Source organism: [Flexibacter] sp. ATCC 35208 (assembly GCF_001975825.1).
Classification (GTDB): Bacteria; Bacteroidota; Bacteroidia; order Chitinophagales; family Chitinophagaceae; genus Chitinophaga.
The window spans coordinates 64,452-78,782 of the sequence record NZ_MTKN01000013.1; the positions used below are offsets into that span (position 1 = coordinate 64,452).

11 protein-coding genes are annotated in these 14,331 nt (G+C 43.8%); 4 read left to right on the forward strand and 7 right to left on the reverse strand.

The genetic code is table 11. From position 1 onward, the window contains the following. Window positions 1-4: 4 nt before the first annotated feature. The 6 genes from BW716_RS10280 to BW716_RS10305 all read right to left on the reverse strand — a co-directional run bounded on the left by BW716_RS10280 (window position 5) and on the right by BW716_RS10305 (window position 10,719). Window positions 5-2,356: a zinc-dependent metalloprotease gene (locus tag BW716_RS10280; protein WP_179091078.1), complete on the reverse strand. Its 2,352-nt coding sequence runs from the start codon at window positions 2,354-2,356 to the stop codon at window positions 5-7. A gap of 43 nt (window positions 2,357-2,399) precedes the next feature. Next, complete coding sequence (locus tag BW716_RS10285; RefSeq protein WP_083722456.1) at window positions 2,400-3,332, reverse strand: hypothetical protein; 933 nt, start codon at window positions 3,330-3,332, stop codon at window positions 2,400-2,402. A 2-nt stretch (window positions 3,333-3,334) separates the two neighbouring features. Further along, window positions 3,335-4,804: a RagB/SusD family nutrient uptake outer membrane protein gene (locus tag BW716_RS10290; protein WP_083722457.1), complete on the reverse strand. Its 1,470-nt coding sequence runs from the start codon at window positions 4,802-4,804 to the stop codon at window positions 3,335-3,337. Between the two features lie 18 nt (window positions 4,805-4,822). Beyond that, entirely contained in the window at window positions 4,823-8,389 is a 3,567-nt protein-coding gene (locus tag BW716_RS10295) for a SusC/RagA family TonB-linked outer membrane protein (protein WP_220388739.1), read from the reverse strand. 279 nt (window positions 8,390-8,668) lie between these two features. Next, window positions 8,669-9,808, reverse strand: coding sequence for a FecR family protein (locus BW716_RS10300; protein WP_083722459.1), 1,140 nt, complete (start codon window positions 9,806-9,808; stop codon window positions 8,669-8,671). A gap of 320 nt (window positions 9,809-10,128) precedes the next feature. After that, the gene (locus BW716_RS10305) at window positions 10,129-10,719 is read right to left on the reverse strand and encodes an RNA polymerase sigma factor (RefSeq protein WP_083722460.1); all 591 of its coding nucleotides are present in this window, start codon (window positions 10,717-10,719) and stop codon (window positions 10,129-10,131) included. Between the two features lie 669 nt (window positions 10,720-11,388). On the opposite strand from BW716_RS10305, the gene BW716_RS10315 reads away from it, so the two are divergent. The 4 genes from BW716_RS10315 (at window position 11,389) to BW716_RS38965 (ending at window position 13,251) form a co-directional block, all read left to right on the forward strand. Further along, window positions 11,389-11,937 carry a hypothetical protein gene (locus BW716_RS10315; RefSeq protein ID WP_083722462.1) on the forward strand — a complete coding sequence of 183 codons (549 nt, stop codon included), beginning with the start codon at window positions 11,389-11,391 and terminating at the stop codon, window positions 11,935-11,937. Then, window positions 11,889-12,233 (forward strand): hypothetical protein, encoded by a 345-nt coding sequence (locus BW716_RS10320; RefSeq protein ID WP_083722463.1) that lies wholly within the window; start codon window positions 11,889-11,891, stop codon window positions 12,231-12,233. Before BW716_RS10315 ends, BW716_RS10320 begins: the two co-directional genes overlap by 49 nt. Window positions 12,234-12,250: 17 nt before the next feature. Beyond that, a complete protein-coding gene (locus BW716_RS10325) occupies window positions 12,251-12,730 on the forward strand; it encodes a hypothetical protein (protein ID WP_083722464.1) in 480 nt (159 codons plus the stop codon). A gap of 182 nt (window positions 12,731-12,912) precedes the next feature. Next, a complete protein-coding gene (locus BW716_RS38965) occupies window positions 12,913-13,251 on the forward strand; it encodes a transposase (protein WP_368677465.1) in 339 nt (112 codons plus the stop codon). 279 nt (window positions 13,252-13,530) lie between these two features. Here the strand turns inward: BW716_RS38965 and hxlA are convergent, their stop codons facing one another. After that, window positions 13,531-14,166 carry a 3-hexulose-6-phosphate synthase gene (hxlA, locus tag BW716_RS10330; RefSeq protein WP_083722465.1) on the reverse strand — a complete coding sequence of 212 codons (636 nt, stop codon included), beginning with the start codon at window positions 14,164-14,166 and terminating at the stop codon, window positions 13,531-13,533. Window positions 14,167-14,331 lie beyond the last annotated feature (165 nt).

Sequence of the window (14,331 nt, forward strand, 5' to 3'; positions counted from 1 at the left end):
TTATTTATTTACCTGCTGCCAGTGAGGAAGCATTTCCGTTTTCCCAAATGGTAATCATATCTGCCAGTGACTCCCAATGTGCTTTCAGGAGCACATCAGTACTTACCTGTAATTCTTTTCTGCTTTTTGTACCTATCTTATCAATTATAGCCAGCAGCTGTACACTTACATCATCTGAAAAACCTGAAGATGATGCTACTATTGACAATGATTTTATGAGTAATGTACGCTGCAGCTCCCTATTGAATTCACTGGTAGCCGGTTTACTGAATATCACTGTATATAATCTTTCGTACAGTTCCTTTGTAGTATAGCCCTTTGGATTGACCGCCAGGTTATCACTTATATGGCTGTATGACATGATCAAACGGGACAAAGTAATATTGAAAGGCTCCATACCATCCCTGTCAAATTCGAATGCCGCTTTCTTCATAATAGCTGTATCAAACAACCATTTGGGATACTCCAACAAGTATTCTTCCAGGAAAGCAACAGCAGCTTCCTGTCTTGCCCTGGGTACCGGCTCGTAAGAGGGGAGGTTTTCCTCAGGCTTTGCTTCCCTGTTATTATACCGTCCCTCTACCTCAACCAGCGCATGCAACAGGTAATTATGATATCGGCCTAACAGGCTCCTGTATTGCTGTCTGTAATGAGCAGGATCATTCTCAGACGTCTTCATCCATTCATTAAAATGCTGCATGGTAAGCTGGAGGTTTTTAATACCCAGTTTGCCGGCTTTTACCGGGTCACTCCCTACATCTTCCGATTGATAACGTGGATCCATCTGGTCATTCTCTCTACCAAAGCGAAGGCGAATATCTTTTCGCTTTTCCGTCACCCAGCGTTCCAATGAGTCGGAAGTCGCTTTTGGTGTTGTAAATTGGGGCAGGTAACGATACCCCCATTCAATTGCAAACAAATCATACACACCAATACCTGGTACCAACAGGGTGTCTGGCATATGATCTTCCGGCTGTGCAGTATAATTGAATCGCATATAATCCATTATGGATGCCCCAAAACCATTCTTTGCCACATAAGCTGGCTTACGAATACTATCTACTTCATAAAATGCGCTGCCACCAAAGTTGTGTTTTAACCCCAACGTATGCCCTACCTCATGAGTGATGACATTCTGTATCAGCCGGCCCATCACATCATGGCTCAGCGGATAATGACGAGCTGCTGTATCGGTCGCTGCACACATAGAAAAATACCAGCGCTGTATCAGGTCTAACACACTGTGAAAAACCGCGACTCTGCTACTGATGATCTGACCGGACCGGGGATCGCTTACATTGGGACCATAGGCATTCTCAATAGGAGAACCTTTGTAAGAGATATAAGAGAACCTGACATCTTCCATGGCATAGGTACTATCTTCTTCAGATGGTTCCGGCAATGCATAAATGGCATGTCTGAAACCAGCTTTTTCAAATGCCTGTTGCCAGGCATTCACCCCTTTTATAAAATAAGGAACCAGGTAAGCAGGCGTATGCTTATCGATATAAAACACAATCGGATGTTCTGGTTCTACCAACTCTCCTGCCAGGTAACGGGGCACGTCTGCCGCCTTAGGGTGCAAGTCCCAGCGGATAGTCAACTGTACCATCCTGGGATTAGTTGCATAGTTATCGTAGTCTCTGATTGTCTTTGTAAAATAACCTACCCTGCTATCCTCAAAGCGCTGCGGCATTGGGTGCAGCGGCAATAATACCCAGGAAGCACCGACCTCCCATGCAGAAGAATTTTTACTTTCCCCTCCAGGACCATAAGTGCGCAGAGACCGGAAATTCATGTTAGCAGGAAAGCAACGAATACTTAAGATGGAAGACTTGTCTGCTTCAAGATTACCTAAGCTCAACTCTTTCTTTGCTCCTTTCAATGCAAAGAGATCTCCATCCCCGGTAAGTGTCTCTGTAAAATCAATCAGTACAGCATGATCACTCTTTGCCTTTACAGGAAAAGACAATAATACAGGCATCAAAGTATTGTTAGCTACCTTGTAATAGATGGTGGTTGAATCCTGTGCATTCTGAAATATAGGTTGTACGATATTGAGTTTGTCCCCTGCTTTCACAAAGCGGATCACTCTTTCAAACACGGCATCTCCTGCATAACCGAATCGCTTTTCGGGCTTACGCTCTACCTGTGCAGCACCTTTTACAATCGTAATAGCAGAGAGGATATCACGTCCATTAATACTATCCGGCACTTCCATGAGGTAGCGCCCTTCCTGTATATAAATATTACACATTCCCTGGTGACGCACAGCCGTCGGTTTAATAAAGCTTTCCATAGATGGAATACTATCAGCAGACTGTGCTGACAATGACAGGGGGGCTGCATAGAACATGCAGGTAAGGATTAATCGCTTTAAAGTCGTCATCTTTCTTCAATCATTGCGGGATAGCGGCATTGCCGATGGCCTGCAGGTCTACATTATAGTTTGTGATGAAATAATTCCGTACGATGTTATACCGCTTTTTTATTTTCCCACTGGTATCCTTGAGGGGGTTGAGAATACCTTTATTGCTGTAGGATGATGCTGCTTCTGCCTGGTTTAGCATGGTTTCGGAACAACTCACCATCGCCAGCATAAATTTTTCCCAGTCATTCTGTGCAGATGCGCTGTAATAGGTAGAAATGGATCCTGCCGCATAAGCCGCTGCCTGGGTGGTAAACTTCGTTGTATAGCTGGTAAGCTTTGTAAAATCGTCTGTAGCAGCAACAGGTTTTGTTGCGAAGATTTCTGCCATAAAAGCCTGCGATACTTTCCAGATGAAATAACCGGAATCTTTCGCTGTCATATTTTCTACATTGGCATTACCAAAATTAACAGAGATATTGTCATAGTTGTACCATGCGGCAACCTCCTTATACTTCAGGTAGAAAGTAGTTGGGGTCGTAGAAAAATCATACCCCAGATAAGAAGAGTCTATTTTAGAACAGAGCAGGATCTTCACAGGTAAAAACTGCTTCAGGAACTTATCGGAATAATACCTGAACCAAAGGCGCTGTATTACTTCCAGTTGTTTGCCTACATACGTTTCCTCTGCTTCTATTGCCAGGAACCCCACATTCCAGTAGGCACCAGCAGAATCATACCTTGCATTTTTCCAGCCGGTTGGCGTCCAGTAGGCGTCCCTGTCTGTGAATTGATACAATAGGTAGGTGCCATACTTTTTATAATAATCCAGGATAGTCGTATCATAATCATGACTACCTTGTGGTAATGTATAAACCAGGCTCGCAGAAGGGGTGAGCGTTTCTTCCTGCTTCTTACAGGCAACCAATGCCAGCAAAAGGAATATATAGATTGCTAATTTCATTTTTAACGGGCGTTTTGAGTCAGTTTATTATTTCTCTCTAAAGCAGTAACAGGAATAGGTAATGCATACAACGGACTGTTTGCCGCCAGTGTATAGATGGTGCTATTCCCGTCTGCATCAATGAAATTGTGAGTCACAGACAATCCCAACCGCTTGATATCTGCCCATCTGAAGTTTTCTTCCAGGCATAGCTCTCTTCTTCTTTCTGCCAGTGCAAAACTGATAAGCGAGTCAGCATTCTGTATATCGATCGTGGTATATGGAGAAGAAAACCTGTTTTGTCGCAGGGTATTCAGGTATTGCAATGCACTGGTACGATCGGTTTCCTGGCCGCCGGACTTGAAGCGGCGGGCCAGTCCTTCCGCTGCATTGAGGTACATTTCTGCTACACGGATCCCTTTATCACCGCCTTTACTGTTTACACCAATCTTGGAACTACGGGTGTTATAACTAGCTCCTGAAACGGTAACTTTATAAAAGTAAAACTTATACCGCAGGTCATTATTTTCATACAGCTGGCCCAGTTCATCAGCTACTTCGTAAGGTGCATGCATGCCCGAATAGCTAATCGGAGAAGGGAAAAACGTGGTAACACCACTGGGATTAGACCCATATTGAAAAATCACTTCTGCGCTCTGTGACTGATCATATATATATAATGAACCGGAGGAAGAAGAGAGGCTCATATCAGTCAACTGGGAACGTTCCGCCAGCACTTTTTCAGCATAGTCGATCGCTTTGTCCCACTCCCCTTTATACAGGTATACCCTGGAGAGTAATGCATAGGCGGCTATGTAACCTACGCGATAAGCGTTGGGCGTTTTATAGTTTGCTTCCAGCAATGTCGCTGCCTGAGTAAGGTCTTTTTCTACCTGGTCAAAAGTCTCCTGCAGGGTACTGCGGCCAATGTGTTCGTCACTCACCTGCATCGACAAGATCAATGGCACACCAGGCGTAGATGCTGCACTGGCAACATATGGCGCACAATACAACTGCAGCAGCTTAAAGTAATAAAACGCTCTCAGCAGCAAGGATTGTCCTACCAGTGCATCCTTGTCCTTCTGTGTTCCCGACACATTGTCTATATAGTCAATAATGATATTACAGCCTTTAATTTTGCTGTAATATCTTGCCCAGGCATTCAGTGCCGTCGCTGCTGTACCCTCGGAACCATCCAGCTCTTCAGCATCATATTTGAATACACCTTGTCCATTCTGGTAATAGCTGGAATAAGTGGTGTTCTGTTCTCCTGTCGATTTACGGGGCATGCCGTAACTACGCACATCATCCGTGAGTATGTCAGAAAAATCTTCCAGGTTAGCTGTATAAGGATAGGCATCACTGATCATCAGAGCATACAGATCATCAGTAGTAGTAGGCTTGATCTCGTCCGGACTCGTCTCCTTCAGGAACTTCTTGCAGGAGCTGAATAGCAGGCAGATGGGCAAAAGATATATAATAAGTTGCTTCATGTTCGTACTGTTTGACAATTAAAAACTAACGGAGGCGGATAAGGTATAGGTGCGGGTACGGGGCTGCGCACCGGTAGCCACTTCGGCATCCCTTCCCTTATAGTCTCTGCTCACAATAGAGAATAGCTGCGATACACCACCCGACATGTTCAGCGTTTTGCACTTCAGTTTTTTTATTACCTGTTCAGGGAAACTATAGGCCATAGACAGATTGTTACATCTCAGTGTGCTGGCGTTTACTACACGTGCAGAACTGTAGTTGTACATATCATATACCAGGGCAGTCTTGCCATTAGGCAACTTTGTATAAGGAATTCTATTATCAGGCAGTCCGGGAAAATTGGAAGTTGTATTATCGGGCGTCCATCTTTGCAGCAGTTCTGCAGAGAGGTTTTCGTCTTCTCTTGGCAACAACGGATTTAATCGATACGCCGCTTTCAGGAATCGCTTGCCACCTACCTGCAGGTAGAGGTCTGTAAAAAGAGTAAAACGCTTATACCGGAAGCTCATACCCAGGCCACCTGTAATCAATGGATCCAGCTTACCCATATAGCGCATATAACTGGTAGGATCATTCAAAGAATCGGCACCTTTGGGTACGGCGAGATTGATGATTGGTAAACCATTCTCAGGGTTTATACCTTTAAAATCAAAGGCCCAGAAACCGGATACGGGATAACCTTCTTTGTACAAAGTGCCGCTGGCAGCCGTAGTGTAAGAATTCAACTGCGTCCCTGTCTTTTTAACCTGGTTGAAGTTCTTAGCTGTATTTGCACTTACCGTCCAGGTAAAGTCACGGGTACGGATGGGTACGAAGCTGGCGCTTACTTCCAGGCCGTGGTTGATCATAGAACCACCATTGATCGGCATGGTTTCAACCCCGTATTCTACGGGCACTGCCAATTGGGTAATGAGGTCTTTGCCTTTCTTCCAGTAATATTCAAATGAAGTTTGTATCCTGCCACGGAAAATGCTGAGGTCAAATCCCAGGTTAACAGAAGTGTTCTTCTCCCAGCGCAGATCCGCATACGGTAATTTGCTTAAAGTCAGCATCGACTCACCGGTAAACTGGTCTACTGAAGCACTGGCGGCACCTGTAGGTGTTTTGATAATCAGGTCAGGGCTGATACCAGCTACAATGTTACGCTGAAAACCGTAGCTGGACCGCACACTCATATCAGACATCCAGCCACTGTGGTCAAACCATTTTTCTCTGCCAGCATTCCAGCGCACACCACCTGCCCATACAGGGTTGAATTTTTCCCCTGTAAACTGACCAAAACGGTTAGATGCATCAGAACGTACACTGGCATTGACAACATAACGGTTGTCGTATACATAATTGACAGTTGCGTAGAGACCTACATTATTTACCAGGTTATCTGTGTATACATGCGTATTTTCAAGTAAGAGTGGATTAGCGGTCCCATTTGCAGTATAGGTTAATGGCAGGCTAACAAAAGATTTACCTCTGCCATAGAGGAAACCCAGTGTACGTGCAGACAATCCTGTAGTCTTGCTGCTGTTGGCCTCCTGTCCGATCATGGCCGTAAGCGCATGTTTCTGTGCAAAGAGATGGCTATAGGAAAGACTGTTACGCCAGTTCCAGGTAATGTTACGGCTATCGTCATCATTCAGTTCTCCGCCTACAGGCATTTTACTGTTGATATACGCAACATCAGTAGACTTTGCAGTACCATAGTCATAATTCCTGATGCCGGCAATATACTCAGTACGTTCTGTTGCATAAGATTCTCCATTGGTACTGCTGGTACTGTAGCCAAATAAAGTCTGAAATACCAGCCCCGGAATGATTTCATAGTTTACATCCATGCTGGTATTGGCAGAGAGCGTGCTGGTGCGGAGACCTGTATTGTTCCTTTCATTGATGATATTATACTGAAACCCACTGGATGCAGTATAAAAAGACAAATCACCATCGGTAGTATATGCTTCAATAGCCCTGTTGGTACCAGAGGCATATGCATAAGGGTTGACCTTATAGAAGCCGTTGATCACCTTGTTGCTGGCAGAGAGACGCAGTCCTACATTCAGCCTGGGAGAGAGGCGGGAATTAATATTTATATTACCAGTATAGGCTTTGCTATCATTACCGATGGCAGTACCATTGGTAGTATTGTACCCAAAGCTGGCATAGTAGCGGGTGTTCTGGTTACCTCCTGAAATGCTCAGGTTATGGTTCATGCTGACTGCATTGCGAAAGAGCAGTTTGAACCAGTCGGTATTGACCGTTTCCATTCTTGCTACTTTGGCATCAAATTCTTCGGCAGTAATCTGTTTATTCAGGTATTGAGAGAGCGCACCGGCATAGCCGACATTGTTACTGATACTGTTGGATACAAGTCCGCGTGCATAAATTTCTTTGGATACGGCCACTCTTTGTTTGGAGTTCATCATCTCCAGGCGGTCATAATTTACTTTGTCAGTCATGCTGGTATTGAGAGAGTAACTAACGGTAGCGGGTCCGGACTGCCCTCTCTTGGTATTGATCACGATTACGCCATTTGCCGCTTTTACGCCATAGATAGCGGTGGCAGAGGCATCTTTCAGTACTGTGATTTCATCGATGTCATTAGGGTTAAGCCAGCCGATGGAATTGCCTACGAAGTCCCGGATATAATCAAAGTTATCTCTCGTAATATCACCCAGTGAATTCAGGGTAGTGGCTTTGAATGGCAAGGGATCCTGCTGGATGATACCATCCACCACCCATACCGGCTCCTGCGAACCTAATAAGGTAGAGGTACCACGTACGCGGATTTGTTGTCTTACACCAGTAAGACCGGAAGTGTTGGTAACAACTACACCGGGGAGTTTACCCTGTAAAGCCTGTTCGATGCTGTTCACACCATTCAGGTAGAGATCCGCAGATTTTACCGAACTCACAGAACCTGCTACGCTCGATTTACGTAATACCTGGTAACCTGTTACAACGGTTTCATCTAATGAAGTGACTACGGGTTCGAGGCCGATCAGCATGTCGCCGGATACCATGCGGGTATAGTTGCCACCGGGTGTTTTCTCCATCTTACCCATTGTCAATGCATCTAACCTGGATACAGGGATTTCAATACGGCTATAACCAATGTAAGAGACAATGAGGGTTTCATTGCTCAGAACATTGATTGAGAAATGTCCCTGGGCATCGGTGAGTACGCTCACGGGTTTCCCTTTTACAGTCACCGTGGCACCGGCGAGTGGCTGGCCGTTTGGCGACATGACCACACCATTGACAGGGCCGTCTTTTTTCATCTCCATGGGGAAGATGTCTACCTTGCGGGAGATGACCACAGTTTTGCCCTGGATGTTGTAGTCAAATGGTTGGTTTCGCAAAACCTGCGGCAGGGCGTTGTTCACTGTTGCGCCAGACAACTGTATGTTTACAGGAGCGGCGTTTTTAATGTCAGCATCATCATAAAAGAACACATAGCCTGTTTGTTCTTTGATGGCTTCAAATACTTTTTCAAGCTTTACGGACTTCCCGGTGTAATTGATCAACTGAGCGTTTGTATGGGCACTCAGTTGCAGGAAGGCGCCGATTAAAATAACAGTTGTTAGTTTCATGACTAACATGATTTTGGTTGAGAACAGCGGTCTCTCCTTAAAAACGGAGCCGCAATACGCCTTAATTTGCATACTTTTGCAATGTTTAGGTGGTAGTTTTAAGCTGTAGAAATTCCTTAAGAAATCGCCTGAATATCAACCGGGGGCAGGGTCCAATCTGAATCCCCGGTTTTTTTATTCATTCAATTCTTTGTTCCTGTTTTCTGCAGGACTGATTTTAGTTGACGGTCGGTATTATCCCTTCTTAATGTTGCATGAAAAAAATTGATGGTTGGTTTTTTATTCTGTGATAATAATTTCCCTGTTGTTGATTTTATAATGAATTTTCATTGTTTCAAGGATGGCCAGTACCTGCTGCAGACTGAGATCACGGCCGATCTCACCTGAGAAGGAACGGGTAGATGGAGCACCTTCGAAGCGGACGGTTACATCGTACCAGCGGGCCAGTTGGCGCATGACGGCGGGGATGGAAGCGTTATCGAAATGGAAGAGGCCATTGCGCCATGCGGTGATGGCGGTGGGTGCTATTTCTTTTAACTGCATAGCACCATCTGTGTTGACGAGCGCCTGCTGACCGGGATGCAGAATGGCTTCCTGTTGGCGGTAGCCAGCCTTTACAGCACCTTGAATTAAAGTAGTGGCGATGTAAGGTTCATCTTTGTAGGCGTTGATATTAAATGCAGTTCCCAGCACCTGTACCCATGCCCTGTCGTCGATGTTCACTTTGAATGGTTGATTGACAGCATTGGCAACCTCAAAATAGACTTCTCCTGTAATGCTGACTTCTCTTGTTTTACCGTTGAATGCAACGGGGTATGTGATGGAGCTACCGGCATTCAGCCATACGCCGGTGCCATCCTGCAGGAGGACATGAAAGGTTCTGCCATTGGGAGTGTGAATGGTATTGTAGACCATGTTTCCACTGTTGTTCGAACCTTCATAGGCCAGTAGTCCTTTGTGTAATTTAATAGCTGTGCCCTCTTCTTTACCCAGGTTGGTGGACTGTAAGGTATCGAGGTTAATTTGCCGGCCATCACCACGGGTAAGGATAGCGCCGTTAATGGCAGGTGTTATAGTTTTAGCAATAATAACCGGCTGGTGGTTCTCTTTTAACAGATTGTATAATAATACACCCATTAACAATGCGATGGCAGCTGCATATGATAGTATGCGTTTAATGGGGAAGACCTTGCGGATGACAGGTCGGTCGGTGGCCAGAATTTTACTGGCAATGTGTTGGTATGGTTCCAGGTTAGTGGTGACATGCTGATTGGCGAGCAGGAATTCCTCTCCCACTTCTTCCGCCATGGGATGATTGGGATGAGTTTCGAGCCAGGTAAGCAATTCGTCGGTTTCTTCCAGGGTGATGGAATTGTCGGCATAGGCTTTTAGTAAATCAGCTAATCTTTGGTGGTCCATATTTAATTGACCCTTGGAAATGGAAAAGGGGGGTATAGGGGGGAAAATATTTTTTATGGTGATATAGGGGGAGGAGGTTTTTATGATACTATGGGGGGAAGGAGGTTTTATAATGATATAGGAGGAGGCGTTTTTATGATAATATGGGGGGAAGGAGGTTTTATAATGATATAGAGGGGAGGCGTTTTTATGATAATATGTAGGGAAGGAGGTTTTATAATGATATAGGAGGAGGCGTTTTTATGATAATATGGGGGGAGGTTTTTATAATGATGTAGAGGGGAGGTTTTTTTTATGATAATATAGGGGGGAGGAGGTTTCTATAATAATATAGAAGGGAGGAGTTTTCCGGCGGCGATAAGTTTTTTCCTTACTTTTTCAAGTGCGGTGGCGAGGGTTTTCTTCACGTAGTCGTTGCTCAGGTGCAGTGTTGCTGCGATTTCTCTGGTGGTTTTACCTTGTATGCGGCTCAGGTTATAAATAGTAGCCTGGCGGGGCGACATTTCGGCCACGGCGTCCTGAATGATGCGTTTAGTTTCGTTGAAGGCGACTTGTTGGATGGCATGATCATAGCTGTCATCGTCTGCGAGGGAGAATAAATCTTCCTGCAGGCGATCACGCAGTTTTCTTTTTCTGAGCAGACGGTAACATTCATTGATCACTATTTTCCTTACCCAACCTCCTGGGTTGGTGATGTCAGGGATGCTGTCCCTGTTGAGCCAGATTCGCAGGAATGCTTCCTGGAGGGCTTCTTCCACGTCTTTTTCAGATTGGAGGAGGCGCATCATAGCGCCGGCCAGTAAGGTCATGAAATGCTGGTAGATAATCGTAAATGCTGTTTCGTCGCCTTCTGCTACTTTTAGAAAAAGGTCATTCTCGTCCATTTCATTGTATAGAAACTGATTGGTCATCCTTTGTGGTACAAGTATACCTAATTTTTGAATGAAATAAAAGGCGGCTCATTGCTGAGCCGCCTGGTGGTGATACCCTTTGAAAGATCACCTGAGGGGAAGGTGGTTTTGGAAGTATGTTGGTGGATGGAAGATTTGTTGTTGAGGGGGTAAACTTAGACGCCCTGTGTGTGTTTTTTAAAAGGATTATTTAAAGGAAGGTAGTGCAGGTGGGAGGAACTGGGGTAGCAGGGAAAGGATAAAAATATAGGACTCCATATCAAAGGCTTCATTTAAATCTTCCTGGAGCCAGTCTAAACATAAGAATCCTTTTCCCTACCTCCAACCGAAAACAAATTCCTCCCCCTGCCGCCATCCATTCTCCCAATCAAAAAAGGCCGCAACTTGACAGGTACAGCCTTATTTGAGAAGAATTTACCCGTAACTTAATTAACAGCATCAATCGCCTCACGTAGTGCCTTCGCTGCAGCAGCAGGATCCTGAGCAGCATAAATCGCCGCACCAGCCACCGCAACCTGTGCACCTGCTTTAATCACATTTCCAAATTCTTTAACACAACACTCGCTTAGGTAGTGACCTCTATCATTAAAAATGAATTTTAAGTTATCGTGTAAAATCATTTAAGTTTGCGAACATTTATACCCCGAACAAAAACCAATTGTTTAACTCATGAAACCAACATTCTGTAAGCTAGCAACTGTTAGCCTATGTTCATTACTGTTATTTTCCTGTGCCAAGAAAGAAAGTGCCCTAACGGAATCTATCAAATCTCAGGAAGGCCTTCCTACAAATGGAATAAGCATTAACAAAGGTCAACACGACTACTTAAACTCAATATTCGCTGATGAGAAACTTACAAGTAGTTTTATTGCCCAACTTAAGGACAGTGTTCAAAATCTATCTAGTGCAAAAACTGCAAGTAACTATGATGCAGCTTATCCAGATCAGTTTAATCCCGCTTATACGGATGACGCCTATGCGACTTATGAAGGTGATCCAATGGGAAGTCTTGGAGGACCCACTACCCGTACAAGGTATGATATCAAAATTGTACTAAATTATCGCGCCCGACCTGTCCAGCTGTATGTAGTACTACCTTTTTACTACAATGAGCAACAAACATCCCATCCCAATGCGCGACTCAGGCAGGCCCAGTTACTCAACAAATTTTGGGAAGTAACATTGGTATCGTCGAAACTCCAACCCAACCTTATTTAAATATTAGGGAAGATGTTTATGCCTGGTTCGGTAATGCTGCCGGTGATTTAATTGAAAAAAGAACATTAATATTCACTTCGGATGGTACGACTATTGTAAAAGGAGGTATAAATGCTGCCGGTGTAGAAGTTGGTGCAGAAATATCTAATGGGGTTAAGGTTGAAAGCACTACTAACTCTATAAGTGATTTTCAGTGGGATGTAACTTACAGAGTAAGCTTTTTATATCTCAATCAACAATATAACCCGAATGTAACCTATAATTTACATTCAACAATTTACGGTAAAATTCCTTAATAAAACTTGTAATACATATGAAATATTTCGCTTGGATAATCATAATTTACTTGCCTTTTATAGCCTCTTGTCAAGATAAATCTAAGATAAATATTAAGGCTCAATATATTTCACTATTTCTGAAAGATTCAACTGGTAACGGCTATTGGAAGGACATTCAAAAAACACCTGCTGGTGATTTTTTATGCCAAGAACAAGGTAATGGAAATTTGATTATCCACTTTAATAGGTTTGATCCACAATCTGAATTTATAAATGCGACCAAAAACTACACTGACGTGATACCAAAGATCCAAAATGATATATGCGGATTCAGGTTTAAGGGAATTTATTACCTTGAATCACAACCTGTAGATATTGCCTATGCAATGTATTATGATACAAAACGTCCTAATAGCTTAGTAATTGTTAAATACGCTGGGCAAACTATTATCGGCGCCAATTTCCATTCAGACAAACAGGCCAATCCTTTAAAAGAGGCGAATATTCGATTTTAATTTCGTTATCTGGAGTAATAAAAAGCAGGCTCTAATTATGAAGAGCCTGCTTTTTTCTTTTATAGAAATATTAAAACTATGATCTCCTCCAACCTGCAGAACGCCCAATTTCTACAATCAGTGTACCCAAGGCTATAATTCCGGCACCAATTGACACCCACACCATCAACTTATTACTAAAAATTCCTGCAGATTTTGATCCATTTTCTAATTTTCTATCATGCTTTCTTTCTGCCGATACCGAACTCAATGCAGCTTCCATTCTACGCTACTACCGACTACGCTTTCAGATAGAGTTCCTGATAAGGGATGCTAAACAACATGCGGGACTGGACCAATTTCAGGCAAGAAGTGGAAATAAACTATCATTCCATTTCAATATGGCATTTACAACCGTAAGTATCGTAAAGGCTACTTTCTGGCTAAGGCTCCCAATAAATAAACGAGGCGCCTTCTCAATGAGAAATATCAAGTTGGCCTATTACAATAAGTTTTTAGCGGATCGAATTTTTACAACTTAGGTCTGGCACTAAGTTGTAAAAAAATAAAACAGCTATATCACAAATGCCTGGATACAGACCCTTTAGCTACCTGATTTATTGCCGAAGTATTGTTACCTTCGGAAACTTTAAAATACTAGAGTTCTCCCCTGCTGCTTCCACCTTAAAAACAAAAATTCATTTACCCGCGCCCAGCTTAAATAATTCCTTCCTGGACGCCGCCAGCCAATCCATTCTCCCAATCAAATAAGGCCGCACCTTGACAGGTACAGCCTTATTTGAGAAGGATTCACTCGTAACTTAATTAACAGCATCAATCGCCTCACGTAGTGCCTTCGCTGCAGCAGCAGGATCCTGAGCAGCATAAATCGCCGCACCGGCCACCGCAACCTGTGCACCTGCTTTAATCACCGCCTGTACATTCTGGAGGTTTACACCACCTGCGATAGATACCGGTGTGTTAGCTTTTGATGCCTCATCTATCAAAACCTGAATTGAATATCCTGGTGTCCATTGTTCATCCAGACCTGCGTGCAGTTCTACGAAAGTAGCACCCAGTTCAGCTGCTTCTCTAGCTCTTGTCACACGGTCAGGAGCGCCGATAGTATCTACTACCACACCTTTACCATGTGCCTTTGCAGCTTTCACCGCACCTGCGATAGTCGCATTACCTGCTACGCCTAATACAGTTACCAGGTCAGCACCTGCTTTGAAAGCGATATCTGCTTCCAGTTCACCAGCATCAGCAGTCTTCAGGTCAGCAAATACGATTTTATCAGGATGCGCTTTTTTCATTGCAGTGATTACACTGACACCCATATTTTTGATCAGGGGAGTACCCAGTTCAATGATATCTACATAAGGGGCTACTTTACCCGCCAGTGCCAATGCTTCTTCAGTAGTGAGCAGATCTATTGCTACTTGTAATTTTGCCATATTGATAGTTTAAATTTTTGTTTTATTTCAATGAGGAGGTTGTTCTGTCCGAAGGAGGTTATTCCATGTTAGCATGTTGTTTCCACATTATTTTCACGGAGATGTAACCCTGTCCAACAGACATTACTCCATGTTAGCATGTTGTTTTCACATTATTTTCACGGA

Coding starts and splice junctions, on each gene's coding strand:
- BW716_RS10280 (WP_179091078.1), bottom strand. CDS start 2,356: ATGTTCTATGCAGCCCCCCTGTCATTGTCAGCACAGTCTGCTGATAGT.
- BW716_RS10285 (WP_083722456.1), bottom strand. CDS start 3,332: ATGAAATTAGCAATCTATATATTCCTTTTGCTGGCATTGGTTGCCTGT.
- BW716_RS10290 (WP_083722457.1), bottom strand. CDS start 4,804: ATGAAGCAACTTATTATATATCTTTTGCCCATCTGCCTGCTATTCAGC.
- BW716_RS10295 (WP_220388739.1), bottom strand. CDS start 8,389: ATGAAACTAACAACTGTTATTTTAATCGGCGCCTTCCTGCAACTGAGT.
- BW716_RS10300 (WP_083722459.1), bottom strand. CDS start 9,808: ATGGACCACCAAAGATTAGCTGATTTACTAAAAGCCTATGCCGACAAT.
- BW716_RS10305 (WP_083722460.1), bottom strand. CDS start 10,719: ATGACCAATCAGTTTCTATACAATGAAATGGACGAGAATGACCTTTTT.
- BW716_RS10315 (WP_083722462.1), top strand. CDS start 11,389: ATGAAACCAACATTCTGTAAGCTAGCAACTGTTAGCCTATGTTCATTA.
- BW716_RS10325 (WP_083722464.1), top strand. CDS start 12,251: ATGAAATATTTCGCTTGGATAATCATAATTTACTTGCCTTTTATAGCC.
- hxlA (WP_083722465.1), bottom strand. CDS start 14,166: ATGGCAAAATTACAAGTAGCAATAGATCTGCTCACTACTGAAGAAGCA.